The organism is Frondihabitans australicus, from assembly GCF_003634555.1.
GTDB lineage: Bacteria > Actinomycetota > Actinomycetes > Actinomycetales > Microbacteriaceae > Frondihabitans > Frondihabitans australicus.
The window spans coordinates 1,251,482-1,276,310 of the sequence record NZ_RBKS01000001.1 but is presented as its reverse complement, the minus strand read 5'-3'; the positions used below and the strand labels follow the sequence as shown (position 1 = coordinate 1,276,310).

At 70.3% G+C, this 24,829-nt stretch carries 22 protein-coding genes and 4 tRNA genes; 16 read left to right on the top strand and 10 right to left on the bottom strand.

Annotation, left to right across the window (positions count from 1 at the left end; genetic code table 11):
- Nucleotides 1-6: 6 nt before the first annotated feature.
- Together C8E83_RS05840 and thrS are read right to left on the bottom strand one after the other, a co-directional pair.
- The gene (locus C8E83_RS05840) at nucleotides 7-582 is read right to left on the bottom strand and encodes an HIT family protein (protein ID WP_121368852.1); all 576 of its coding nucleotides are present in this window, start codon (nucleotides 580-582) and stop codon (nucleotides 7-9) included.
- Nucleotides 582-2,615: a threonine--tRNA ligase gene (thrS, locus tag C8E83_RS05835; RefSeq protein ID WP_170159856.1), complete on the bottom strand. Its 2,034-nt coding sequence runs from the start codon at nucleotides 2,613-2,615 to the stop codon at nucleotides 582-584. The genes C8E83_RS05840 and thrS overlap by 1 nt, the downstream gene beginning before the upstream one ends.
- Before the next feature lie 67 nt (nucleotides 2,616-2,682).
- On the opposite strand from thrS, the gene C8E83_RS05830 reads away from it, so the two are divergent.
- Nucleotides 2,683-2,967 (top strand): hypothetical protein, encoded by a 285-nt coding sequence (locus tag C8E83_RS05830; protein WP_121368850.1) that lies wholly within the window; start codon nucleotides 2,683-2,685, stop codon nucleotides 2,965-2,967.
- Between the two features lie 80 nt (nucleotides 2,968-3,047).
- Nucleotides 3,048-6,353 (top strand): AfsR/SARP family transcriptional regulator, encoded by a 3,306-nt coding sequence (locus C8E83_RS05825; RefSeq protein WP_121368849.1) that lies wholly within the window; start codon nucleotides 3,048-3,050, stop codon nucleotides 6,351-6,353.
- A gap of 30 nt (nucleotides 6,354-6,383) precedes the next feature.
- Here C8E83_RS05825 and C8E83_RS05820 read toward each other — a convergent pair whose 3' ends face one another.
- Complete coding sequence (locus tag C8E83_RS05820; RefSeq protein ID WP_121368848.1) at nucleotides 6,384-7,199, bottom strand: ABC transporter permease; 816 nt, start codon at nucleotides 7,197-7,199, stop codon at nucleotides 6,384-6,386.
- Nucleotides 7,196-8,194, bottom strand: a complete 999-nt coding sequence (locus C8E83_RS05815) for an ATP-binding cassette domain-containing protein (RefSeq protein ID WP_121368847.1) — start codon at nucleotides 8,192-8,194, stop codon at nucleotides 7,196-7,198. Before C8E83_RS05815 ends, C8E83_RS05820 begins: the two co-directional genes overlap by 4 nt.
- A 177-nt stretch (nucleotides 8,195-8,371) precedes the next feature.
- On the opposite strand from C8E83_RS05815, the gene C8E83_RS05810 reads away from it, so the two are divergent.
- From C8E83_RS05810 to C8E83_RS05795, 4 genes are all read left to right on the top strand, one after another.
- Complete coding sequence (locus C8E83_RS05810; RefSeq protein ID WP_147430096.1) at nucleotides 8,372-9,220, top strand: LysM peptidoglycan-binding domain-containing protein; 849 nt, start codon at nucleotides 8,372-8,374, stop codon at nucleotides 9,218-9,220.
- Nucleotides 9,221-9,284: 64 nt separating this feature from the next.
- The gene (locus C8E83_RS05805; protein WP_121368845.1) at nucleotides 9,285-10,673 is read left to right on the top strand and encodes a serine hydrolase domain-containing protein; all 1,389 of its coding nucleotides are present in this window, start codon (nucleotides 9,285-9,287) and stop codon (nucleotides 10,671-10,673) included.
- Nucleotides 10,674-11,029: 356 nt separating this feature from the next.
- On the top strand, nucleotides 11,030-11,644 hold the full coding sequence (locus tag C8E83_RS05800) for a ClpP family protease (RefSeq protein WP_121368844.1): 615 nt from the start codon (nucleotides 11,030-11,032) through the stop codon (nucleotides 11,642-11,644).
- A complete protein-coding gene (locus C8E83_RS05795; protein WP_121368843.1) occupies nucleotides 11,641-12,306 on the top strand; it encodes a ClpP family protease in 666 nt (221 codons plus the stop codon). Before C8E83_RS05800 ends, C8E83_RS05795 begins: the two co-directional genes overlap by 4 nt.
- On the opposite strand, the gene C8E83_RS05790 is transcribed toward C8E83_RS05795, so the two are convergent.
- Entirely contained in the window at nucleotides 12,288-12,701 is a 414-nt protein-coding gene (locus C8E83_RS05790; protein WP_211331669.1) for a helix-turn-helix domain-containing protein, read from the bottom strand. The genes C8E83_RS05795 and C8E83_RS05790 overlap by 19 nt on opposite strands.
- Before the next feature lie 146 nt (nucleotides 12,702-12,847).
- On the opposite strand from C8E83_RS05790, the gene C8E83_RS05785 reads away from it, so the two are divergent.
- Entirely contained in the window at nucleotides 12,848-13,456 is a 609-nt protein-coding gene (locus tag C8E83_RS05785) for a DUF4231 domain-containing protein (protein ID WP_121368841.1), read from the top strand.
- Nucleotides 13,457-13,934: 478 nt separating this feature from the next.
- Here C8E83_RS05785 and C8E83_RS05780 read toward each other — a convergent pair.
- From C8E83_RS05780 to C8E83_RS05770, 3 genes are all read right to left on the bottom strand, one after another.
- Nucleotides 13,935-14,006, bottom strand: a tRNA-Val gene (locus C8E83_RS05780).
- Between the two features lie 18 nt (nucleotides 14,007-14,024).
- Nucleotides 14,025-14,098, bottom strand: a tRNA-Cys gene (locus tag C8E83_RS05775).
- A gap of 23 nt (nucleotides 14,099-14,121) precedes the next feature.
- Nucleotides 14,122-14,193 (bottom strand) — tRNA-Gly (locus tag C8E83_RS05770).
- 171 nt (nucleotides 14,194-14,364) lie between these two features.
- Between C8E83_RS05770 and C8E83_RS05765 the strand changes: the two genes are divergently transcribed.
- From C8E83_RS05765 to C8E83_RS05735, 7 genes are all read left to right on the top strand, one after another.
- Nucleotides 14,365-14,437: transfer RNA gene (locus C8E83_RS05765), tRNA-Val, on the top strand.
- Nucleotides 14,438-14,692: 255 nt separating this feature from the next.
- Nucleotides 14,693-15,106: a hypothetical protein gene (locus C8E83_RS05760; protein ID WP_147430095.1), complete on the top strand. Its 414-nt coding sequence runs from the start codon at nucleotides 14,693-14,695 to the stop codon at nucleotides 15,104-15,106.
- An 82-nt stretch (nucleotides 15,107-15,188) separates the two neighbouring features.
- Nucleotides 15,189-15,848, top strand: a complete 660-nt coding sequence (locus tag C8E83_RS05755; protein WP_121371766.1) for a DUF4232 domain-containing protein — start codon at nucleotides 15,189-15,191, stop codon at nucleotides 15,846-15,848.
- 496 nt (nucleotides 15,849-16,344) lie between these two features.
- A complete protein-coding gene (locus tag C8E83_RS05750) occupies nucleotides 16,345-17,400 on the top strand; it encodes a methionine ABC transporter ATP-binding protein (RefSeq protein WP_121368839.1) in 1,056 nt (351 codons plus the stop codon).
- Nucleotides 17,397-18,128 (top strand): methionine ABC transporter permease, encoded by a 732-nt coding sequence (locus C8E83_RS05745; protein WP_121368838.1) that lies wholly within the window; start codon nucleotides 17,397-17,399, stop codon nucleotides 18,126-18,128. The genes C8E83_RS05750 and C8E83_RS05745 overlap by 4 nt, the downstream gene beginning before the upstream one ends.
- A 41-nt stretch (nucleotides 18,129-18,169) precedes the next feature.
- Nucleotides 18,170-19,108, top strand: a complete 939-nt coding sequence (locus C8E83_RS05740; protein ID WP_121368837.1) for a MetQ/NlpA family ABC transporter substrate-binding protein — start codon at nucleotides 18,170-18,172, stop codon at nucleotides 19,106-19,108.
- A 79-nt stretch (nucleotides 19,109-19,187) separates the two neighbouring features.
- Nucleotides 19,188-20,612, top strand: coding sequence for an LLM class flavin-dependent oxidoreductase (locus C8E83_RS05735; RefSeq protein WP_121368836.1), 1,425 nt, complete (start codon nucleotides 19,188-19,190; stop codon nucleotides 20,610-20,612).
- 62 nt (nucleotides 20,613-20,674) lie between these two features.
- Here the strand turns inward: C8E83_RS05735 and C8E83_RS05730 are convergent, their stop codons facing one another.
- Together C8E83_RS05730 and zapE are read right to left on the bottom strand one after the other, a co-directional pair.
- Entirely contained in the window at nucleotides 20,675-21,967 is a 1,293-nt protein-coding gene (locus C8E83_RS05730) for an ammonium transporter (RefSeq protein ID WP_121368835.1), read from the bottom strand.
- Nucleotides 21,968-22,222: 255 nt separating this feature from the next.
- On the bottom strand, nucleotides 22,223-23,236 hold the full coding sequence (zapE, locus tag C8E83_RS05725; RefSeq protein ID WP_121368834.1) for a cell division protein ZapE: 1,014 nt from the start codon (nucleotides 23,234-23,236) through the stop codon (nucleotides 22,223-22,225).
- Between the two features lie 166 nt (nucleotides 23,237-23,402).
- On the opposite strand from zapE, the gene C8E83_RS05720 reads away from it, so the two are divergent.
- Nucleotides 23,403-24,335: a sulfurtransferase gene (locus C8E83_RS05720; RefSeq protein WP_121368833.1), complete on the top strand. Its 933-nt coding sequence runs from the start codon at nucleotides 23,403-23,405 to the stop codon at nucleotides 24,333-24,335.
- Nucleotides 24,332-24,823, top strand: coding sequence for a SufE family protein (locus C8E83_RS05715; RefSeq protein ID WP_121371765.1), 492 nt, complete (start codon nucleotides 24,332-24,334; stop codon nucleotides 24,821-24,823). The genes C8E83_RS05720 and C8E83_RS05715 overlap by 4 nt, the downstream gene beginning before the upstream one ends.
- Nucleotides 24,824-24,829: the final 6 nt, after the last annotated feature.

Here is a 24,829-nt window from a genome sequence, read left to right as displayed (position 1 = left end):
CCAATCTCAGTCGCGTGGCCACGCCTCGGCGATGGCGGTGCGTACGTCGCCCAGCAGCTGGCTCATCGCCTTGGTCTCGGCGATGATCGGGAAGAAGTTCGAGTCGCCGGCGTACCGGGGCACGAGGTGCTGGTGCAGGTGCGCCGCGATGCCGGCGCCGCCGACCGCGCCCTGGTTCATGCCGATGTTGAAGCCCTGCGCGCTCGACACCTGCCGGAGCACCCGCATGGCGGTCTGCGTCATGGACGCGATCTCGGCGGTCTCGTCGAGCGTCGCCTCGTCGTAGTCGGAGACGTGGCGGTACGGGCAGACGAGCAGGTGCCCCGGGTTGTACGGGAACAGGTTGAGCAGCGCGTAGGCGTGCGACCCGCGCGCGACGATCAGCGCCTCCTCGTCGGACTTCGACGGGGCGGAGCAGAACGGGCAGTCGTCGTCGTGGGCGCCCTGGCCCTTCGTGACGTAGACGGCGCGGTGCGGAGTCCAGAGGCGCTGGAACGGGTCGGGGGCGGCGGCGAAGTCGGAGGAGGTCTCGGGGATGAAACCCCCTGATCCTGCGCCCTCGGCCGCCGCACCCGACGGCATCAGACCTGCGCCCGGGTCTCGATCGCGGTGACGATGCGCTCGATCGCGTCGGCCACGGGCACGCCGTTCTCTTGCGTGCCGTCGCGGAAGCGGAAGCTGACCGCGCCGGCCGCGCGGTCTTCTTCGCCGGCGATCAGCTGGAACGGCACCTTGTTCTTCGCGTGCGTGCGGATCTTCTTCGGCATGCGGTCGTTCGAGTGGTCGACCTGCACCCGCACGCCGCGGGCCCGAAGCTGCGAGGCGATTTCGTCGAGGTAGGGGCCGTACTCTTCGGCGACCGGGATGCCGACGACCTGCACGGGCGACAGCCAGACCGGGAACGCGCCGGCGTAGTGCTCGGTGAGCACGCCGAAGAAGCGCTCGATCGAGCCGAACAGCGCGCGGTGGATCATCACCGGGCGCTGGTGCGTGCCGTCGGCCGCGGTGTAGTCGAGGTCGAAGCGCTCGGGTAGGTTGAAGTCGAGCTGCACGGTCGACATCTGCCAGGTGCGGCCGATCGCGTCGCGGGCCTGCACCGAGATCTTCGGGCCGTAGAAGGCGGCGCCGGCAGGATCGGGGACCAGCTCGAGGCCGGTCTCCCTCGCCACCTGGGCGAGCGTCTCGGTCGCTTCCTCCCACGTCGCGTCGTCGCCGACGTACTTCTCGGGGTCCTTGGTCGACAGCTCGAGGTAGAAGTCGTTCAGCCCGTAGTCCTTCAGCAGCGACAGGACGAAGCCGAGCGTGTTCTTGAGCTCGTTCGCCATCTCCTCGCGAGTGGTGAAGATGTGGGCGTCGTCCTGCGTCATGCCGCGCACGCGGGTGAGGCCGTGGATCACGCCCGACTTCTCGTTGCGGTAGACGGTGCCGAACTCGAACAACCGCAGCGGCAGGTCGCGGTACGAGCGGCCCTGCGACCGGTACACGAGGATGTGCATCGGGCAGTTCATCGGCTTGAGGTAGTAGTCGGCGCCCTGGCGGACGATCTCGCCCTCCTCGTTGCGAGCCTCGTCGAGGTGCATCGCCGGGAACATGCCGTCTTTGTACCAGTCGAGGTGGCCACTGGTCTCGTAGAGGTTCGCCTTCGTTATGTGGGGCGTGTAGACGAACTCGTACCCCTCCTCCTCGTGGCGCTTGCGCGAGTAGTCCTCCATCGCGCGGCGGATGATGCCGCCCTTGGGATGGAAGACGGCCAGGCCGGAGCCCAGCTCGTCGGGGAACGAGAAGAGGTCGAGCTCGGCGCCGAGCTTGCGGTGGTCGCGCTTCGCGGCCTCTTCCAGCCGGGCGAGGTATTCGCGCAGGTCGTCCTTCGTCGCCCAGGCGGTGCCGTAGATGCGCTGCAGCTGCTTGTTCTTCTCGGAGCCGCGCCAGTACGCGCCGGCCGAGCGCATGAGCTTCCAGCCGTTCTGGATCAGGCGGGTCGAGGGCAGGTGCGGGCCGCGGCAGAGGTCGCGCCAGACGACGTCGCCGGTCTTCGGGTCGACGTTGTTGTAGACGGTGAGCTCGGCGCCGCCGACCTCCACGCTCTCGCCGGCATCTCCGCCATTTTCGACCAGCCCAGACTCGGCGAGGTCGGTGCCGCCCTTCAGCCCGATCAGCTCGAGCTTGTACGGCTCGTCCGCCATGAGCTCGCGCGCCTCGTCTTCGGTCACGACGCGGCGGACGAAGCGCTGGTTCGCCTTGACGATGCGCTCCATGACCTTCTCGATCGCCTTGAGGTCGTCGGGCGTGAACGCCTCGGAGACATCGAAGTCGAAGTAGAAGCCGTCATCGATGGGCGGGCCGATGCCGAGCTTGGCCTCGGGGTTGATCGACTGCACGGCCTGCGCCAACACGTGGGCGGTGGAGTGGCGCAGGATCTCGAGACCCTGCGGCTCGCTGATCAGCACGGGCTCTGCGAGCGTGCCGGGCTCGAACGATCGCGCCATGTCGTAGAGCGCGCCGTCGACGCGCACGGCGACGACCTCGCGCTGCGGGAAGAGGTCGAACCCGGTCGTCGTCTCGGTGACCTCGATCGCGGGGATCGCCGTGGTCACTTCTTCGACTGCGTCAGACACGTGTCTTCCTTTTCGTTCAGGGGTTTCGGTCAGTCTATCGACGGCTCGGAGTAGGGTCGTCCACCACATGTTCACCATCACCCTGCCCCCGCTGCTGCACGACGCCCCCGAGAGCCTGGAGCTCGTCGAGGCCCTTCCCGAGGCCGGCGCGGCGCATGTCGAGATCGACGCGAGCCTGGTCGCGCTGGCCGACAGCCGTGTCGTCGGCGACCTCATGGGCGAGCTGATCTCCCGCGGCCTCGAGGTGCTCGTCGTCGAGGGCGCTCAGCCCGATCTCCGCTCGAGCTTCCTCGACGCCGCCGAGCGACACGACTTCGGCGAGATCTGGTTCGCCACCGACACCGCCGCCTAGGTCGAGCGACCTCCGGGCGCAGGATGGGCGATACATCGACGATGTATCGTTGTGACGCACCCGCACGCTAGACTGCACCCGTGTCCACCGAGGTCGCCTCCCGCGTCACGCTCGCCGTTCTCGGCCGCGTGCGTCTGCGCGCGGCCTCGGGCGACGAGCTGACCGAACCCGCGGGCGCGCTCTCGAAGGCGCTCCTCGTCTCGCTCGCCCTGGCCGGCTCCGATGGCGTCTCTTCTGCCCGCCTCGTCGACGAGGTCTGGGGCGACACTCCCCCGGGCGCGCCGAGGGCCGCGCTCCAGACCCTCGTCTCCCGCACCCGGCAGTCCGGCGCCGCGGGTGTCATCGAGTCGACCCCTGTCGGCTACCGCCTCGGCGACGGCGTCGTCACCGACCTCGCGGTGGCCAGGGCCCTTCTCGCGCAGGCGACGGATGCAGCCGACCCCGGCGAGGCCCTGGCCGCCTGCATCGAGGCGCTCGCGTTCTGGAGCTCGTCGGTCCCCGGCGACGACCTGCCCTCGGGCGAGCTCGGCGACGAGCTGACGGCGGAGTCCGCGAGACTCGAGGCCGCCCTGCTGCTCGCGTCCGCGCGATTCCGCCTGGCGACGGGCGACCCGGGCGGCGCGCTGGCCGACGTCGAGCGGCTTCCGGCCGGTGCGCCGATGCCGGGCGACGACGTGCTCGAGGTGCGGATGCGCGCTCTCGGCGCGACGGGCCGCCGCGCGGAGGCTCTCCGCGCGTTCGCCGAGCACCGGGAGGCCCTGGCCGACGAACTCGGGATCGACCCGTCTGCGCGGCTCCTGCGCCTGAACACAGAGCTTCTGCGCGACGAGCCCGAGGCCGAGGCCAGCACATCGACATCGCCGCCCGCGCGCCGTGCCGCCCCGGTCGGCCGGGTCAGCGGCCTGCGGCGTTCGCCGAACCGGCTACTCGGGCGCGACGCCGACGCCCGGGCGATCGCCGAACGGCTCGAGAACGGCAGGGCCCTCACGATCCTCGGCGCCGGCGGCCTCGGCAAGACGCGACTGGCCACCGAGGTCGGTCAGCGCCTGCACGACGCCGACCCGTCGCTCTCCGTCGCCATGGTCGAACTGGGGTCGGTCCGCAGCGCCGACGACGTGCCGGCGGCCATCGCCGACGCCCTCGGCATCCGCGACCTCACGGTGTCGCGGCTGCCCCTCGGCGACCTGCCCCAGGTGCGGGGCGACGTGCGGGAGCGCATCCTCGGAGCCCTCGACTCCGGCCCCACCCTGCTGATCGTCGACAACTGCGAGCACGTCGTCGACGCCGCGGCGGCGTGGGTGGCAGACCTTCTCGCCTCCGCGCACGACCTCACCGTGCTGGCCACCAGCCGGTCGCCCCTCGCGATCGCGGCCGAGCACGTCTACCCGCTCGAGCCGCTCCAGGCGGCAGGAGCAGCGGCCGACCTCTTCGAAGACCGAGCACGCCAGGCGCGACCCGGCGCGCTGCTCCCCCGAGACGTTGTTGAACGGCTCTGCCTGCGCCTCGACGGCCTGCCGCTCGCGATCGAGCTCGCCGCCGCCCGGGTCCGTTCGATGCCGGTGGAGGAGATCGAGCGCCGTCTCGGCAACCGCTTCGCGCTGCTCACGACGGGCGACCGCTCGGCTCCCGAGCGCCATCGCACGCTGACGGCCGTCATCGACTGGAGCTGGAACCTGCTGGGGCCGAGCGAGCAGCGGCTCCTGCGACGCCTCGCGCCGCTGCCGGGCGGCTTCGGGGCCGAGGTCGCCGCGCGGGTCGAGGAGTGCGGCACGGAGGCGTCCGCCGGAACGGGGTCCGCCATCGACGACCTCGACGGCCTCGTCGCGCAGTCGCTGGTCTCCGTGACCGACGATGCTCGCACGGGAGACCTGCGCTACCGGATGCTGGAGACGGTCCGCGAGTTCGGTCTCGAGAGGCTCCGGGAGGCCGGCGAGGGCGACCTCGTCCGCGAGGCCATCACCACCTGGGCGCGCGATTTCGCCACGGAGGCGCTCTCACAGCTCACCGGAACGCAGCAGGTGCGGGCCATCGCGACGGTCGCGTCCGAGCAGGACAACCTCGTGGCCGTGCTGCGTCAGGCGGCCGCCGACGGACTCACCGACGTCGTGGTCGTCGTCTTCGCCGCCCTCGGCTACCAGTGGACGCTGCGCGGAGTCCACGAGGAGGTCGGCGAGTTCGCTCGGGTCGCGGTGAGGGCGCTCCTCGCGCACCCGCCGTCGGCAGAGAGCCGTGACGCGGCCATGCTGGCGCTCTCGCTCTCCGGCAGCCTCACCTTCTTCGGCGACCGCCGCACCGGACTGGTGGCTCTCGGCCTCCTCCGCCGCATCCGCCGCGACGGGCCGGCGAACGACCCGCTCGTCGAGATGACCTCGCGACTGTTCATGGCGGCAGCCTTCGACCTCCCGTCGCTCAAGGGCGTCCTCGCCGACGGCATCGCCTCGCCGAACCCCGCCGTCGAGCAGCTCGCAGCCCTCGTCAGCGCCCAGGTGCGCGAGAACGACGGCGACGTCGAGCAGTCCATGGAGCTGTCGCTGCGCGGCTACGAACTCGCCGTCGCCGCAGACCACGTCTGGGGTCGGGCGACCGCGGCCGGGCAGATCGCCGAGCTCCACATGCAGCGCGGTCGGCCCGCCGACGCGCTCGAGTGGTCGCGGCGGAGTCGCACGGGGCTGTCCGCCGTGGGCGCCACGGCCGATGTGAACCGTGCGGAGTGGCTCTCCGGCCTCGCCCTCGTGCAGCTCGGCCGCGTCGACGAGGCCCGCGAGATCTTCACCCGGTTCTCCGACGTCGACCAGGTCGACCAGGTCACCGACGGCGAAGACCTGACGATGGTGAGCCGCGCAGGCCTCGCCGAGGTCGCTCTCGCCGACGGCCGGATCGACGACGGCATCGCCGCCTACGACGCCTCGGCCGAGGCCTTGCGCCGTGGCGAGCTGTTCTCCCCCTGGCGTGAGCTCGTCGCCGCGGCAGCGCTCACGGCCCGAGTCACGAACGGCCGCGCGGCTCACCCCGACACCGGGCGCCTGGCGAACCGGATCCGCGTGCGGCTGCTGGCGGGAGACCGGATTCCCGGGCTGTTCCAGGACGTCCCGATCCTCGGCTCCTGCGTCTTCGCCCTGGGGCTGTGGCTGCGGGCCGTGAGCGACGACGCCGCACGTCGAGACCTCGGGCTCCGGTTAATCGCCCTCGGGCGGCGGACGGGCGCGCGGCAGGATCTGGGGGTCCTGGTGCACGAGAGCCACCTCGCCCGCATCACCGACCCCGGCGACACCGCGGCCCTCACCCGCTACGACGACGAAGCCGCCGCCCTCGCCCCCGGAGGGGCGCTGGCGGCGGCTGTCGCGCTGCTCGACGATCGCACGCTGCGGACCGTCGCCGGGCTGTAATCGATCGGCCCGGCGACGCGAGCGCTGCGGCTACGCCTTCCGCATGTAGGCGCGGACGGTGAGCGGGGCGAAGATCGCGACGATGATCGCGGCTCCGAGGAGGGCGATCCACAGGTCGCCCGTGATCGTGCCGGAGTTCGCAAGGTCGCGCACGGCGGTGATGAGGTGCGAGACCGGGTTGAAGCTCACGAACGTCTTGAGCCAGGGCTGCAGAGTGTTCACCGGGACGAACGCGTTCGAGAGGAACGTGAGCGGGAAGAGGATCAGGAACGAGATGCCCTGGACGCTCGAGGCGCTCCGCGCGATGACGCCGAAGAAGGCGAAGATCCAGCTGATCGCCCAGGCGCAGGCGATGACCAGCACGCCGGCGAGCACGATGTGCCAGAAGCCGCCGCCCGGGCGCCAGCCCATGATGACGCCCATGATCAGCGTGATGGTCGTGGCGATGGCGTAGCGCACCGTGTCGGCCAGCAGGGCACCGGCGAGTGGCGCGATCCGGGCGATCGGCAGCGACTTGAAGCGGTCGAACACGCCCTTGTCCATGTCCTCGCGGAGCTGGACGCCGGTGGTCACCGAGCCGGTGATGACGGTCTGCACCAGGATGCCGGGGATGAGCACCGGCAGATACGCCGCGACACTGCCGCCGATCGCTCCGCCGAAGAGGTACCCGAACATCAGCGTGAAGATGATCGGCTGAACGGTGACGTCGATCAGCTGCTCGGGCGTGCGGCGCACCTTGAGGAGGCCGCGGTACGCCATCGTGAAGGAGTTGCGGACGGACTGCCCGAGGCTCACGTGGTTCTTGAGCTTGCCCATCTGGGCGGGGGTGAGGGTTGCGGTGGTCATGCGTTCACCGATGCTTTCTGGTCGTTCGTGTCGTCGGCCGGAGCCGCTTCGGCGCTGTGGCCGGTGAGGGTGAGGAAGACCTCGTCGAGCGTGGGCTTCTGCACGCTGATCTCGGCGAGACGGATGCCGGCCTCACGGAAGGTGAGGAGCAGGTCAGTGACCCGGTCGGGGTCCGCCATCGGGGCGGTGATGCGGCCCGCCTCGGGCGAGAGAGTCGCCTCGGCGCCGAGCACCTGGCGGATCGCTCGACGGGCGTCCTCGGCATCCTGCGACTCGACGAGACGCAGCTGAAGCGACGACTGCCCGACCGACGCCTTGAGCTCGTCGGCCGTGCCCTCGGCGATCACGCGACCGGTGTCGATGACCGCGATGCGGTCGGCGAGCTGGTCGGCCTCCTCGAGGTACTGCGTCGTGAGCAGCACCGTCGAGCCGTTGGTGACGAGACGCCGGATGGTGTCCCACATCTGCTGACGCGTGCGCGGGTCGAGACCCGTGGTCGGCTCGTCGAGGAAGATCAGCGGCGGCTGCGCGATGAGGCTCGACGCGAGGTCGAGGCGACGGCGCATGCCGCCGGAGAACTTCGCCAGCGGCCGATTCGCAGCCTCGGTGAGCCCGAACTCCTCGAGCAGCTCCGCCGACTTGCGCCGAGCCTCCGAGCGAGACAGGCCGAGAAGGCGCCCGAACACGACGAGGTTCTCGGTCGCGGAGAGCTTCTCGTCGACGCTCGCGAACTGCGCGGTCACACCGATCAGCTGGCGCACGATCTGCGCCTCCCTGACGACGTCGTGGCCGAAGATCGTCGCGCGACCCGCGTCGGGGCGCAGCAGCGTCGCGAGCATCGAGATGGTGGTCGACTTGCCGGCCCCGTTCGGGCCCAGCACGCCGTAGACGGTGCCGGCGCGCACGTTCAGGTCCACGCCGTCGACCGCTCGGTTCTCGCCGAACGTCTTGACGAGACCGTGGGCCTCGACGGCCCAGTCGGTGGGGGTGCTCATGAACAGTCCTCTCGTGGAAGGTGTCCGGCGCTCGCCGGATGACTACACAGTGCACGGCCCCGCTCACACGGCGCTTACACGGCGCTTGCGCGGCGCACGCCTCCCGTTATGCTCCGTGTCAGGGGGTTTCGCATGAGGGGTTCGCACTTTCGCCGAGCGCTGGCGGTGAGCGCTGCCGTGGCAGGCGCTCTCGCGCTCGCAGGATGCACGAGTCTCTCGCCGTTCACGCACCCGTCCGGCACCGCCTCCACGGCGACACCTGGCGCGACCGCCTCGGCTCCTGCTGCCGTCGCCGCCCTGAGCCCCGCCCAGAAGAAGGTCGCCGCGATCACGGCGAAAGAGGCCGCTGTGGCCGCGGCGAAGCCTGCGGCCGGCACGGTCGTGGCGACGGCCCATGTGGCGGCGCCCAGCAGTCTGATGAGCGGCGCCGTCAGCGTGACGGTCACCGTCGTCGCGACGGGCGAGGACACCTACGAGATCCGCACGAGCGACTACCACTCGTCTGTCGCCGGGGCTCCCTACGCGATCTTCTTCCGGCAGTACCCGGAGAGCGTCGGCGACTGCATCGAAGACGGCGTGAGCTTCGGCTACAGCGACTGGGGCGGCCCCGGCGTGACGTACCAGAGCATCCCGCCGACGATCGACCTGTCGACGGCCGGTGACCAGCCCGACTTCCTCAAGGACGTCGTGCTCACGACGGGCATCGCCGCGCAGAAGACGACTGCGTGCGACCCGTGGGCCGTGCTGGCCGTCGCGCCGCTCGTCTGGCACCTGCCGAACCGGCACCCGGGCGTCGCGCCGAAGGACACCGGCGTCGGCACCGAGGCTCGCGGCACCGTCACCACGACGTCGACGGGATCTCCGCTGACGTACACCGTCGCGCCCGGCGACACGGAGACCGGCATCGAGGCGCGCTTCGGCATCTCCCAGCGCGACCTCCACTGGCTCACCGCGCAGTCGGGCGAGTTCATCGGGCACCGGCTGGCAGCCGGCGACAAGCTCAATCTCGACCCAGCGCTCGCCTGAGCCGCCCGGCGGGAGGCCCGACGCCGCCCGGGCGGGGTCGCCAGGCCAGGCCTAGGGTGAACGGGTGACCACCGCACTGCCGCGAAGCACCCCGTCCGCCGAGAACATCGACCCGAAAGGCATCACGGCTCTCGTGGACGCACTCGAGAGCACCGAGGGCGTCGAGCCGCACAGTCTCATGATCCTGCGCCATGGCCGCGTCGTCGCCGAGACGTGGTGGGCGCCGTACGAGCCCGAGCGACCGCATCTGCTGTACTCGGTGAGCAAGAGCTTCACTGCGGTCGCCGCGTCGTTCGCGATCGCCGAGGGCATGATGAGCCTCGACGACACGATCCTCAGCCACTTCCCCGAGCTCGACGACGAGATCACCGACCCGCGCAGCCGGTCGATCCGCGTCCGCGACGTGCTCGCGATGTCGTCGGGCCACGACGACGAGACCTTCGCCCGCGCGCAGGTGATCGACCCGCTCGACATCGTCCGCGGGTTCCTGCTGATCCCGCCGGATCACGAGCCGGGCAGCTGGTTCGCCTACAACCAGCCGTGCACCTACTCGGTCGGCGCGATCATCCAGAAGCACTCCGGCGGCTCGCTCGTCGACTATCTCAGGCCACGCCTGTTCGACCCGCTCGGCATCGGCCACGCCGGCTGGCAGCAGGACGCCTCGGGCCGCCAGCTCGCCTTCACCGGCCTGCACGCCACCACAGGCGCCCTCGCTCGTCTCGGCCAGCTCTATCTGCAGAACGGGCAGTGGGAGGGCCGACAGCTGCTCAGCCCCGAGTGGGTCGCCGACGCCACGACGTCGCACATCGACACCTCCCGCTGGGACAACCCCGACTGGCGCCTCGGCTACGGCTACTTCTTCTGGCTCTCCGAGCACGGCTATCGCGCCGACGGCGCGTACGGCCAGTTCAGCCTCGTGATCCCCGAGCTCGACCTCGTCGTCGCGATCACCGAGCAGACCACCGACACCCAGGCTGTGCTCTCAGCCGTGTGGGAGCACCTGGTGCCCGCGATCGACCGTGCGACCGAGGGCGACGTCGAGGCGCAGGAGCAGGCCCTCGCCGCACGGCTCACCACGTCGGCCCTCGCACCCGTCGCCGGGCGCGGCGGCGTGATCGCCCCCGGCTCCTACGCCGCGGCGCGCGGAAACGACCACCCCTCCCTCGACCTCGTCGAGGTGGAGGTCGACGGCGACGGAGAGCTGGCCGTGACCCTGCGCGAGGCCGAGCAGACGCTCCGTCTGCCGGTCGGCCGCGGCCGATGGGTCGTGACGGACGCCTTCGCGGCGTCCGGCGCCGTCGAGGGCGACGTGCTGCACGTCGACGTGATCTTCCTCGAGACCCCGCACCGGCTGCACCTCGCGCTGGTGCCGTCGTCGCAGACCTTCACGGCGCGCTGGGCGACTCCGCCGCTCGAGCCGTCGTCGCTCGCCGAGCTGCGGAGCCCGGCCTGAGGGCCCGAGCCGTGCGGGTGACGCCGCTCCTGCGCCCGGCTCGGTAACAGATCGGCGACACTCGCGCGCGGGGGCTACCGCACGAGACACGCCCCGCTCTAGAGTCTCGCTCGGTAGGAAGGCAGCGCAGCCGTTCACCCGACTGGGGGTCTGCCCGACCGCCGTCCGTCACGCTCAATGGCGAGAGTGACGGACTCAGGACTTCCTCGCGATTCCGGGTCGCGCCCGCCGTCTGCACTGCGCCCGCCGTCTGCACCGCGCCCGCCGTCTGCACTGGGCCCTTCTTCCGCTCAGGGCGGATCCACCGTGAGCAGGGTGGCGCGACACCCACCCGTCGTGGTTCGCACACTGGTCGCATGACCGACGACACCCGACCACCGTTCTTCACCGACCCCCTCCGCCAGCAGCTGCTGCATCGTCGCGTCGTCGTGCTCGACGGCGTGCTGAACGACGACAACGGCATGATGCTGGCGTCGCAGATCCTCTCGCTCGCCGCCGAGGACGCGGGCAGCGACATCGCGCTGTGGATCCACTCGCCCGGCGGCTCCGTGCCGTCGATGCTCGCGATCCGCGACGTCATGCGGCTCGTGCCGTGCGACGTGGCGACCCTCGCCATCGGGATGGCGGCCAGCGCCGGGCAGTTCCTGCTGTCGGCGGGCACGCCGGGCAAGCGGAGCGCCCTCGAGCACTCGCGGATCCTGCTGCACCAGGGCTCGGCCGGCATCGGCGGCTCGGCCGTCGAGGTCGAGCTGCAGGCGGCCGACCTGCGGCAGATGCGCGACACGACCCTCGGCATCATCGCCGACGACACCGGGCAGCCGCTCGAGAAGGTCTTCGACGACTCGCTGCACGACCACTGGTACACGGCCGCCGAGGCCGTCGAGTACGGCTTCATCGACCGCATCGTGTCGTCGTTCGACGAGGTCATGCCGACCCGGACGCGCCACGTCGGGATCGGGGCGTTCGCATGAGCGGCACGGCAGCGTCATTCCAGGCCGCGGGCACGGCAGCGTCATTGCGAGCTGGTGGGTCCTACACGATCCCGAGCGTCGTCGCCGAGAGCCCCCGCGGCGACCGCGTGCTCGACGTCTACTCGCACCTGCTCACGCAGCGGATCGTCTACCTCGGCACCGCGATCGACTCGGGCGTGGCCAACGCACTCATCGCGCAGCTGCTCTTCCTCGACTCGAGTTCAGGCGACACGGCGCCCGAGATCAACCTCTACATCAATTGCGAGGGCGGCGACCCGTCGGCGATGCTCGCGATCTACGACACGATCCGCTTCATCCGCTCGCCCGTCGCGACCACCTGCGTCGGCGAGGCCCTGGGCGCAGGAGCCGCGCTCCTCGCCGCCGGAGCTCCCGGCCGCCGCGCCGCCCTCCCCCACGCCCGAGTGGTGCTGCACCAGCCCGCGGCGCAGGGGCGGGGCACGATCCCCGACCTCATCCTCCAGGCCGACGAACTCGTGCGGATCCGGTCGGACTTCGAGGAGGTCCTGTCGCTCCACACCGGCCAGACCGTCGAGACCCTGCGGCACGACACCGACCGCGACCGCGTGTTCACGGCCGTCGGGGCTCGCGACTACGGGCTCGTCGACGTCGTGCTCGGGAGGGGTCAGGCGGCGACGGCGTAGAGCGCGAAGGGCGGCGCCGACGGCGGCGCGGCGAGGACGGCGGGCTCGTCGGAGCGGGTCGGGGTCTCGGTCGTGCGGGGGTGGCGCTGCTCCTGCGCCCGGAGGCCACCGCGGAGGTCGCGGGCCACATCGGTGGTGAGGTCGACGAGCGTTGTGGCGAGGGCGCCGGTGATCGCGGCGATCATCTCGCTGGACGGTTCTTTGAGGCCGCGTTCGATCTCACTGAGGTACTGCGGCGAGATCCCGGCGCGCGCGGCGGTCTCGACGAGGCGTTCGCCGCGGGCCAGGCGCAGGGCGCGGAGGCGGCGGCCGACGACCTCGCGCAGGAGGGGTTCGAGCTCGCGGGAACCGGCGTCCCGATCGGTGACGGGCGCGGTGCGTGCGTGGTCGGCCATGGCGTCAGCCAACCAGTGCCGCCGGGCGGGCGTCGAGTCGTTCCGCTCAGAGCAGAACGACCGGCCGCGCGACTACGTCGAAGAGCGTATTGCGGTCCGGCTGCGTCCACCGGGACTCTTCTCGCACCCGAACATGAGGAGCCCCCATGTCAGACGCGCCCGACGCCGTCGTGCCCTCGTCCACGCCCACCCGCGCCGACTCGGTGGGCGCGACGCCACCTCGGACCCGCGGGCGACGCGGGCAGATCACTCCCCCGCCGACGGAGCCTCCCGCACCTGTCCAGGCTCCGCCCGAGCCCGCGCCGATCCCTGACGGGGCGGTCGACTTCGTGATGGGCAGGATGACGTACCTCCTCGGCTGGTACGAGCAGCACGCGCAGATCTCGCGCTGGTGCTACCTGGGCATCAAGGTCGTCCAGCTGATCGTGGCGGCCGCTGTCTCGGCGACCGCGCTCATGCAGACGGCGGGCCCCGTGCTCACGGCGGTGCTCGGCGGCATCATCCTCGTGCTCGAGGGCGTGCAGCAGGCGTTCCAGTTCCACGACAACTGGATCCGCTACCGCTCGACGCACACGACGCTGCTGAAGACGCTCACGCAGTGGGAGGTGCGCGCCAAGCCCTTCGACGGCGCCGACGCGGTGCGGCAGCTGGCGCTCACGCTCGAGACCCTCGCCGGCAACGAGACGTCGACCTGGGCGAAGTCGGCCGAGGCCCCTTCGGGTGCAGGATCGGGAACTCCGCCGACGAAGAAGTAGCCCGCCCTGCCCCGCCCGACCCTCCACCGTGCCGCCCGCGCCCCGTCTGATGCGTCAGGGAGGAAGTATTTCCTCCTGAACTGTGCCCGAGCGAGATGGCTCTTCTTTCGGGAGGATCATTGCGTCGCTCGGGAGGAACACCAGCCGAAACCGTCGGTCCCGGAGGATTCGAGCCCTGACGTGGACATTCAGGAGGGAGGCGACTCGTGAAGTCCTCCCGGGTATCGCGCTAGGTCGCCTGCGCTCTCGCCGGGGCGCATAAAGCATCTTCGGGAGGAAATTTGTCCTCCCGAGCAAGCGGCGAGCGAAGCGATGCGATGCCCCCGCTCCGTGTCGGGAATGCCGGTGAGCGGAGCGATGCCCACGTGGTGCCCGCGGCGAGCGAAGCGAGCCGCACGCGAGCGGCAGCGAGCCAGACCGGCACAAAGACAATGCCCCCGGTCCGGCCGGAACGGCGGACAGGGGGCATGCATTGTCGTGAGCGATACTGGGATCGAACCAGTGACCTCTTCCGTGTCAGGGAAGCGCGCTACCGCTGCGCCAATCGCTCAAATATGGAGTTGGAAGCTGGAGGTGGGGACGGGATTTGAACCCGCGTGAACGGCTTTGCAGGCCGGTGCCTCGCCTCTCGGCCACCCCACCCTGGAGGGGTGAGCTTTCACTCGAGCGGATGACGAGATTCGAACTCGCGACCCTCACCTTGGCAAGGTGATGCGCTACCACTGCGCCACATCCGCATTTCGCACGACCCGGAGGCCCTGCTGGTGTTGTTTCTGCCGCATCTCTGCGACCTGGAAGACTCTATCCGACTTTCGCGCCGAGGCACAAACTGAGTTTCATTCGTGTCTTGGGCAGGAGCCCGAATAGGTTCTCGCCGCCAACTTCTACTAGTATCGACGAGTCCCCACGGGCGATTGGCGCAGTCGGTAGCGCGCTTCCTTCACACGGAAGAGGTCATCAGTTCGAGTCTGGTATCGCCCACGATGCATAGTCCCTGTCCAGTGTGACCACTGGCCAGGGGCATCGTGTTTGTGCTGGTCTGGCTCGCTGCCGCTCGCGTGTGGCTTCGCCACGGGGGGCATCGCTTCGCTCGCCGACTCCACGGGGGGCATCGCTTCGCTCGCCCGCTCCACGGGGGGCATCGCTTCGCTCGCCGGCATTTTTGGGACGACGGGCGACGGCATCGATTCGCTCGCCAGGGCTGCGGGGCGAGGGGGCTAGGGCTAGGGTCGGGGCATGGCGCGCAGAGCAGCGCAGCAGCAACGGTCACACGAACACTCCACGGCCGACCCCGGCGGCGGAGTCCGCGACGTGCAATGGGCCTTCACCGACCTGACCCGGCGCAGCGACGACGCCCTCCGTCGCACCCGCATCAGGCGCACCGCCACGACGACCGGCTTCGCCGTCCTCCTCGTCGGAGGCGTCGTCCTCCTCGCGACCGCCACGACGACACCCGTCGCCTACCTCGGCATCTGCCTCACGGTTCTCGGCGCGCTCAACAGCGTCATCAGTGCCGGCGGACTCTGGCGCACCGTTGCCGAACAACGCGCCAGGAGCGCCGAAGCATCCGCCCGACGGGCCATGGCGGCGCGGCACGACACCGACGACGCCGATCGCGACTCACCGCCGTGGCCCGAGGGCGAGGAGTGAGCGCCGCACGAGTCACCGTCGGCTGAGAACACTCTCTGATCCTGCTGGCAGCCCCGTCAGGCGCGTGGCGCAGACTCTGGGCATGAGCATCCACCGGTCGACTCCCACGACCCGGTTCCTCGCCACCGTCATCGTGGCGGTCGCACTCGCCGGCGCCCTGGCGGGCTGCACGTCGACGTCGCACACGACGGCCCCCAGCACGACCGTCACCGTCGCACCGCCCCTCTCGTCGCGCACCGCGACACCGGGCGCGAGCACGGGCACGAGCACCGCGACGCCCGCCCCGCAGGCCACGACCCCGGCAGTCTCTCAGCGCGCAGGAGCCGAGTGCCTCACCTCGAGCCTCACCGGCTCGCTGACGGCCGAAGACGGCGCCGCCGGCACCGAGACCGAGAACATCGTGCTCACCAACCATTCGGCGGTTCCGTGCACGCTGCAGGGATGGCCCGGCGTGTCGTGGGTCGGCGACGGCAACGGCACGCAGATCGGGCCGTCGGCGGTGCTCAACCGATCGTCCGCGCACGCCACGGTGACGATCCAGGCCGGCGGATCGGCCTACGCGTTCCTCAAGATCACCGGATACAACGCCGACACCTGCCAGCTCACAAAGGCCGACGGCTTCCGCGTCTATCCCCCCGGGCAGTCGGCTTCGCTGTTCATCGCAGCCCCCACCGACACCGCGTGCTCCGGGCTCAGCGAACTCACCGTCGACGCCATCTCGGCGAAACCCGCTGCGCTCTGACGCGCCGACTGCGCCCCGCCCGTCAGCCCACATCGGCCCAAACCGAACCGCGGCGTTCTCCGAACAAGTCCGGGCGCTCGTCGCCCAGGGTGCCGTCCGCCCTGATCGGGCGGCACCCGCTCTCGCCCGATGACGAGGTTTCTGGGAGTCGGCAGACAGCGAGCATTCATCGGTTTGTCAGCGTTCTCGAGGACTGGGGACTGGTGACAAACGTTGTGAAGGTGTTATCTAGTCTGAGCTGGCGGCGAAGTCAGAGCCTCCAGCCAGGACGGGCCGGCGACATTCGGGTGTCGCCTGAGACGTCTTGGGGTGGGCGGCGCGACGTGGGAAGCGCGCCCCCACCCGCACTCTCCTTGTGACAAGCGCGACGTCCTCCACGGCACCCGCACCCTCTCCTCATGACGGTTTGTGACGACGCCCGTCACACGGAGTCACTCTCGGAGACGTGACGACACACCGGATCCGAACCGTTCAGTCGGTCCCTACGGTCGTCGCCATGATCCGAATCCACCAGCTGACGAAGACCTTCGCCAGGGCAGGCCGCACGACCACCGTGCTCGACCGTCTCGACCTCGTCGTCGAGCGGGGCGAGATCGCCGCGGTCGTGGGGGCGTCCGGTGCGGGCAAGTCGACGCTCGCCGCCGCCATCGCCCTCCTCGAGCGACCGACGTCGGGCTCCGTCGAGGTCGACGGCGTCGACCTGACCCGTGCCGACGAGACCGGCCTCCGCGACGCACGCCGCCGGATCGGCACCGTCTTCCAGACCGACGGCCTGTTCTCGCGCCGCACCGCCGCGCAGAACGTCGCGCTGCCGCTGGAGTACCTCGGCGTCACGAAGGCCGACAAGGAGCGCCGCGTCGCCGAGCTCCTCGACCGCGTGGGGCTCGGCGACCGGGCGGCGGCGTATCCGCACGAGCTCTCGGGCGGCCAGCGGCAGCGCGTCGGGATCGCGCGTGCTCTCGCCCTTCGCCCGAGGGTGCTGCTCGCCGACGAGGCCACCTCGGGGCTCGATCCCGACTCGACCACGAGCATCCTGCGCCTGCTGTCGACCCTGCGCGACGAGCTCGACCTCTCGGTGCTGCTCATCACGCACGAGATGGACGTCGTCCGGCAGGTCGCCGACACGGTCGCGCGGCTCGAGCACGGGCGCTTCACCGAGTCGGGCCACGTCGTCGATCTGCTGCAGGATCCGGGCAGCCGACTCGGCCGAGACCTCCAACCGCCCCGCGCCGCCGCCGCTCCCGCCACCGGAGACACGGCCCTCGAACTCGTCTACGCCTCGGCCACGGTGCCCGGCGACTGGCCGGCCCGCCTCGGCGCGGAGCTCGGGGCGCCCGTCTCGCTGCTCGCCGCCACGATCGAGGTCGTCGACGGCACGACCATCGGCCGGGCCACCATCGGCGTGCCCGTCGCCGCGAGGTCACGGGCGCAGGAGTCGCTGGGTCGCCTCGGCCTGGCCCTCGCGTCGCCCTCCCCAGGAACGGAAGCGGCTGCACAGGCCGCCGCTGACGAGCCCGCCACCCCCGCCACCACCCTGGAGCCCGTCGCATGAGCACTCTCACCACCGTCGCCCTGCCCGCTGTCTCCGCGCTGGCGGGTGAGATCGGCGAGGTCCGGGTGCCGCTCGACCAGATCGCCGGCCTCATCCTCCCCGCCCTCGGCGCGACCATCGTCATGGTCGGCATCACCATGGCGATCGTCGTCGTCGTCGGCGTGCCGCTCGGCGCCCTCGTGCACAACTCGGGCCCGGGCGGGCTCTACGAGCACCGTGCGCTGCACGCCGCGGTGGGCTGGGTGGTGAGCCTCGGTCGGTCGCTGCCGTTCCTGATCCTGATGGCCGCCATCATCCCGTTCACGCAGTTCGTCACCGGCACGAACATCGGGATCCCGGCGGCGATCGTGCCCATGTCTCTCGCCGGCATCGCGTTCTTCAGCCGCATCGTCGAGAACTCGCTCCGCGCGGTGCCCGCCGAGTACACCCGCGTGGCCCGGGCCTCGGGCGCGTCACGTCTGCAGATCGTCCGCACCGCGCAGCTCGCCGAGGCGATCCCGGCGCTCGTCGGCGGCCTCACCATCAACACGATCGCGATGATCGAGTACTCCGCGATCGCCGGAACGATCGGCGCTGGCGGCATCGGCTACGTCGCCGTGACGTACGGCTACCAGCGGTTCGACACGCGAGTCATGCTCGCCACGATCATCGTGCTCGTCGCCCTCGTGATCGTCGTCCAGCTCACGGGCGATCGCCTCGCCCGGCGGCTCACCCCCGCCGCCTCCTGACACCTCTTTCCTCCCTCTCCCCACCCTCCTGGAGCACAGCCATGCCTGACACCACCCCCACCTCGCCCGCCACGCCCGCCGCCTCTGCCGACGACCACGGCTTCGCCCTGAAGCGCCGCCGCCGCTGGCCCTGGATCGCAGGAGCCGCCGTCGCCGTCGTGGCCGTCGCCGCGGGCCTCACCGTGCCGCGCCTCATCCCCACGGCCTCCGCCAACGACACGAAGGGGGCGACGCTCTACGTCGTCACGGCCGAGGGCAACTCGGCCGAGCAGAAGCTCGTGGACTACGTCGCGAAGAACGTCGCGCCGAAGTACGGCATCAAGGTCGCCTTCAAAGGACTCTCCGACTCGACCACGCTCAACCGGGCCGTGAGCGAGGGCGAGGTCGCCGGCACGGTGTACCAGCACAGGCTCTGGCTCAAGCAGGTGCTCACGGCGAACCCGTCGTTCCAGGAGACCGCCGCGACGCCGGTGTTCCGCTGGGGCTTCGGGCTGTGGAGCGCGAAGTGGAAGTCGGTGCAGGAGATCCCCGACGGCGGGACGATCTCGCTCTACTCCGACCCGGCGAACGAGGCGCAGGGCCTCTGGATCCTGGAGCGCGCCGGCTTGATCACGCTGAAGCCCGGCATCGACAAGGGCTACGCCACGACGGCCGACATCGCCTCGAACCCCAAGCACCTGAAGTTCACTCTGCTGGACTTCGCCGCCCAGTCCCGCTCGCTCGGCGACCTCGACGCCGCCGTCGGCTACACCGAGTACTACCTCGCCGCCGGAATCCCGCTGAAGGAGCAGCTCTACGCTCCCCCGGCGCCCGACGAGTTCGCCGGGCAGCTCACCGTCGGCACGAAGTACCTCCACTCGCACAACGTGCAGCAGCTCATCAAGGCGTTCAAGGACCCCGCCGTGCAGAAGTTCCTGGCGACCGACCCCGACGAGAAGGGCATCCTGCTGCCCGTCGACGCGAAGGCCGCGTCGAACTGACGCCCCGAGGACCGTGGCCGCGTGACCTCGTGTGACGCGGCCACGAGCCTTTCTCCGACAAGCGAAGGACGATAGCCCCATGACCCGACAGATCCGCTTCAACGCGTTCGACATGAACTGCGTCGCCCACCAGTCCTCCGGCCTGTGGCGGCACCCGGCCGACCGGTCGAGGCACTACAACGACCTCGAGTACTGGACCAGCCTCGCCCAGACGCTCGAGCGCGGCGTCTTCGACGGCATCTTCATCGCCGACGTGCTCGGGACGTACGACGTCTACGGCGGCAACAACGTCGCCGCGATCCGCAACGGCGCGCAGATCCCCGTCAACGACCCGGTGCTGCTGGTGAGCGCCATGGCCGCCGTCACGAAGCATCTGGGTTTCGGCGTCACCGCCGGCACCTCGTACGAGCACCCCTACCCCTTCGCCCGCAGGATGACGACGCTCGACCACCTGACGAAGGGTCGCGTCGGCTGGAACGTCGTCACCGGCTACCTTCCGAGCGCCGCGCGCAACATGGGGCACGACGACCAGCTCGAGCACGACGCGCGCTACGACCACGCGAGCGAGTACCTCGACGTGCTCTACAAGCTGTGGGAGGGGTCGTGGGAGGACGACGCGGTGGTGGAGGATCGCGACGGCGGCGTCTTCACTGATCCTGCGAAGATCCACGAGATCGGCCACCGCGGCGATCACTTCACCGTGCCGGGGATCCACCTGTCGGAGCCCTCGGTGCAGCGCTCCCCCGTCATCTACCAGGCCGGCGCGTCGCCCCGCGGCGTGCGGTTCGCCGCCGAGAACGCCGAGGCGATCTTCATCTCGGCGCCGACGACCCCGGTGCTCGCCGCGACCGTGAAGCGGATCCGCGACGCGCTCGAGGCCGCCGGCCGCGATCGGTACTCGGCGAAGATCTACACGCTGCTCACGATCATCACCGACGAGACCGACGAGAAGGCGCAGGCGAAGTACGACGAGTACCTCGAGTACGCCAGCGAGGAGGGGGCGCTCGTCTTCATGTCGGGCTGGACCGGCATCGACCTGTCGCAGTACGACCTCGACCAGCCCGTCGGCGACGTGCAGGGCAACGCGATCCAGTCGGTGCTCGAGAACTTCGCGGAGTCGGCCAAGCTCGAAGGGCGCGAGTGGACGGTGCGCGACATTGCCAAGTTCGGCGCCATCGGCGGGCTCGGGCCGATCTTCGTGGGCTCAGGATCGCGAGTCGCCGACCACCTCGAGCAGCTCGTTCGTGACACGGACGTCGACGGATTCAACCTCGCCTACGCCGTCACGCCCGGCACCTGGGAGGACGTCATCGAGCACGTGATCCCGGAGCTGCGTGTGCGCGGCTCGTACCCCACGGAGTACGCGGAGGGGTCGCTGCGCGAGAAGCTGCACGGCCGCGGCGACCGCCTGCCCCAGGAGCACCGCGGCGCCTCCTTCCGGCTCGGCGGCAGCCGTTCGACGGCCACCGGCTCCGTCGCCGACAAGGCGTCCGTCTCCGCGTAGCCCGCGCAACGGGAAGGGCCCCGCAGCTGTCGCTGCGGGGCCCTTCGTCGTGTGCCGTGAGGCTAGACGCGCTCGTCGAGGAGCACGTAGCCCTCCTCGCCGTGCACGGCCGTGTCGATGCCGGCGATCTCGTCCTCGTTCGTGATGCGGAAGCCCATGGTCTTCTGGATGACCCAGCCGATCACGAACGCTCCGACGAAGGAGTAGACCATGACGACGATCGCAGCCAGAGCCTGGATGCCGAGCTGGCCGAAGCCGCCGCCGTAGATGAGGCCGACGCCGCCGGGGTGAGCGGTCGTGGTCGAGTACGAGAAGAAGCCGATGAACAGCGTGCCGACGATGCCGCCGACGAGGTGGACACCCACGACGTCGAGCGAGTCGTCGAAGCCGAGCTTGAACTTCAGGTCGATGGCGATGCAGCAGATGGCGCCCGAGACGATGCCGAGCACGATGCCCCAGAACGGCGTCAGAGCGGCACAGGCCGGGGTGATCGCGACGAGGCCGGTGACAGCACCCGAGGCGGCGCCGACCGAGGTGGCCTTGCCGTCCTTGATCTTCTCCACGATCAGCCAGCCGAGCACCGCGGCGGCAGGAGCAGCGAGAGTGTTGATGAAGGCGATCGAGGCCGTGCCGTCAGCACCCAGCTCCGAACCGGCGTTGAAGCCGAACCAGCCGAACCAGAGGAGGCCGGCGCCGAGCATCACGAAGGGAGGGTTGTGCGGCTTGTACGCGCCCTTGGCGAAACCGACGCGGCGGCCGAGCACGAGGGCGAGGGCGAGGCCCGCGGATCCTGCGTCGATGTGCACCGCGGTACCACCCGCGAAGTCGATCAGGCCCTTGGCGGCCAGCCAGCCACCGGTCGAGGTCTTGGTCGGGAGGTTGAACACCCAGTTGGCGACCGGGAAGTAGACCAGGGTGGCCCACACTCCGGCGAAGACCATCCAGGCGCCGAACTTCGCGCGGTCGGCGATGGCGCCCGAGATGAGGGCGACGGTGATGATCGCGAACGTGGCCTGGAAGGCGGCGAAGGCGAGAGCGGGGTAGCTGCCGGCCGAGGCCGCGGTCGAGTGAGCGTTGTCGACGAGCGAGTTCAGGCTGAACATGCCCGTGTCGAGGCTGAAGACGCCCTCCTTGCCGTGGAATCCGGGGGTGCCGGAATTCGAGAACGCGATGGAGTAGCCGTAGAGCACCCAGAGCACGGCGATGAGGCCGATCGCTCCGAAGCTCATCATCATCATGCTGATGACGGACTTGGCCTTGACGAGGCCGCCGTAGAAGAAGGCGAGGCCGGGCGTCATGAGCAGGACCATGGCGGCCGTGATCAAGACGTAGGCTGTTTGGCCCTGGTCGAACATCTGGTGTCACCTCTCAGTTGTGCAGTGCAGGTTCCGGGTGCGCTCGAGATCGGTGCAGGCATGTCGAGGGGTGTCGACCCGGGATGCAGTCATCCTGGCGGTCGGACGTTTCAGTGGAGGTGCGCGAATGTTTCCCCGATGTAACACGAATCGCGTCTATGTAAACAACGTGTTTCACGAGTCTGAGGCCCGGACGCGAGCGGACTGTCTGCACGCTTCGAAGTCTTGCCGACCGGCAAGGACGCAGTGTCGCTGTCAGAGCAGCGTGAGGGCGACCAGGCGCGACATCGCCCGGAGGTACTTCTTGCGGTATCCGCCCGCGAGCATCTCGGCCCCGAACACCTCGTCGAGCGGGATCCCCGACGCGACGACTCGCACCTGGGCGTCGTAGAGACGGTCGACGAAGGCCACGAAGCGGAGCGCCTGGGTCTGGTCGCGCAGCGCGGTCACGCCGCGGAGGGCGACCGTGTCGACGCCGTCGATCAGCTTGACGTACTTCGAGGGGTGCACGGTGGCGAGGTGCTCGATCACCGCGTCGAAGTCGTCGACCGAGACTGTTCCGTCGGCCGAGGCGACGGCCGCGTCGAGGTCGCCGGTGACGACGGCGTGCGCCTCGACCTCGCGACGGCGGTAGTCGGTGCCGTCGATCCGGAGCGTCTCGAAGCGACCCGAGAGCGCCTGGATCTCGCGGAGGAAGTCCGCGGCCGCGAACCGGCCCTCGCCGAGCGCGTTCGGCGGGGTGTTCGACGTCGCCGCCATGCGGGCGCCGCCGTCGGCCAGCTCGCCGAGCAGGCGCGTCATGATCATGGTGTCGCCCGGGTCGTCGAGCTCGAACTCGTCGATGCACAGGAGCTTCGCGCCCTTCAGCTGCGCGACGGCGCCCTGGTAGCCGACCGCGCCGACGAGCGCGGTGTACTCGATGAAGGTGCCGAAGTACTTTTCACCGTCCGTCCGGTGCCAGAGGGCGGCGAGGAGGTGGGTCTTGCCCACGCCGAATCCGCCGTCGAGGTAGAGGCCGGGCTTCGAGCGCGGGGCGGACTTTCTGCGGAAGAGGCCTCGCGCGGGCTCCTGCGCCGTCGAGAAAGAACGGACGGCCTCCACAGCGGCGGCCTGCGAGGGGTACTCGGGGTCGGGCCGGTAGTTCTCGAGGCTGGCGCCGTCGAACTGCCTCGGGGGAACGAGGTGGGCGACGATCTCGGCCGCCGTGATGGTGGGCGTGCGGTCGCGAAGCGAGACGACGGTCGGGGTGGCCTGCGTCTCGTTGCTCATGCAGGGGCGCCTTTCTGCGGGCGGGAAAGAGATGTGACGGAGTCTTACGGGCCCTGCTCGGCATAGACGGAGCGCGCCTAGCGTTGTGCGAGTGACCGGCTCTTGGAGTTTACCGCCGGGCACGCCACGCACTTCTCGCCTCACGAGGGCGACGACAGGAGGAAACATGACCGTCGACCGCGATCCGAACCCGAAGTTCGCCGAGTACGCGCACCCCGAGCGCCTCGTCACGACCGAGTGGCTCGCCGAGCACCTCGATCAGGCGGCGACGCCCGGTTCGGGGCTCGTCGTCGTCGAGTCGGACGAGGACGTCCTGCTCTACGAGACCGGCCACATCCCCGGCGCGGTGAAGCTCGACTGGCACACCGACCTCAACGACCCGGTGCTGCGCGACTACGTGTCGGCCGAGCGCTTCGCCGAGCTCATGGCCGAGCGCGGCATCACGCCCGACACCACCGTGGTGATCTACGGCGACAAGAACAACTGGTGGGCGGCGTACGCCCTGTGGGTGCTCAGCCTCTTCGGGCACCAGGACGTCCGGCTGCTCGACGGCGGCCGCGCGAAGTGGGAGGCGGAGGGCCGGGCGTACACCACGGACGCGGTGTCGCCGGCTCCTGCGGCCTATGCTGTGCTCACGCGCGACGACTCGACCCTGCGCGCCTTCAAGGAAGACGTGCTCGCCCACTTCGGCAGCCCGCTGATCGACGTGCGCAGCCCCGAGGAGTTCGACGGCTCTCGCACCACGGCGCCCGCGTACCCGGAGGAGGGCGCCCTGCGCGCCGGCCACATCCCGAGCGCGCAGAACGTGCCGTGGGGCAAGGCGGCGGCCGAAGACGGCACGTTCCGCTCGGTGGCCGAGCTCTCGGCGATCTATCGCGACGGCGCAGGCCTGAGGGACGGCGACGACGTCATCGCCTACTGCCGGATCGGCGAGCGGTCGAGCCACACCTGGTTCGTGCTGCACCACCTCCTCGGCTTCGAGAACGTGCGCAACTACGACGGCTCGTGGACCGAGTGGGGCTCGGCGGTTCGCGTGCCGATCGTCACCGGGTCGGAGCCCGGCGAGGCACCGGCGCCCGTGCTCGCCGGGGCGCGATGAGCGACTCCCCCGCCTCCGGCGCGCTGCCGGCGGCCGCCCTGCCCGCTGCCTTGGCAGAGATCCGCCAGGATTTCCTCGACCTCGGCGTGAAGGACCGTCTGCAGCTGCTGCTGGAGTTCGCCAACGAGCTGCCGGAGCTGCCGGAGCGCTACGCCGAGCACCCCGACCTCCTCGAACAGGTGGTCGAGTGCCAGTCGCCGGTGTTCATCTTCGCCGAGGTCACGCCCGACGAGGCCGGCGTCGACCGGGTGCACCTGTACGCCACGGCGCCGCGCGAGGCGCCGACGACCCGAGGGTTCGCATCGATCGTCGCGCAGGGGCTCGACGGGCTCACCGTCGACGAGGCGCTGGCCGTTCCTGCTGACTACCCGCAGACGATCGGGCTCGTCGAGGCGGTCAGCCCGCTTCGCATCCGCGGCATGACCGCGCTCCTCGGGCGCGCCAAGCGCCAAATCGGCGAGAAGGCGCAGGGCCCGGCGCAGGCCTGAGCGGCC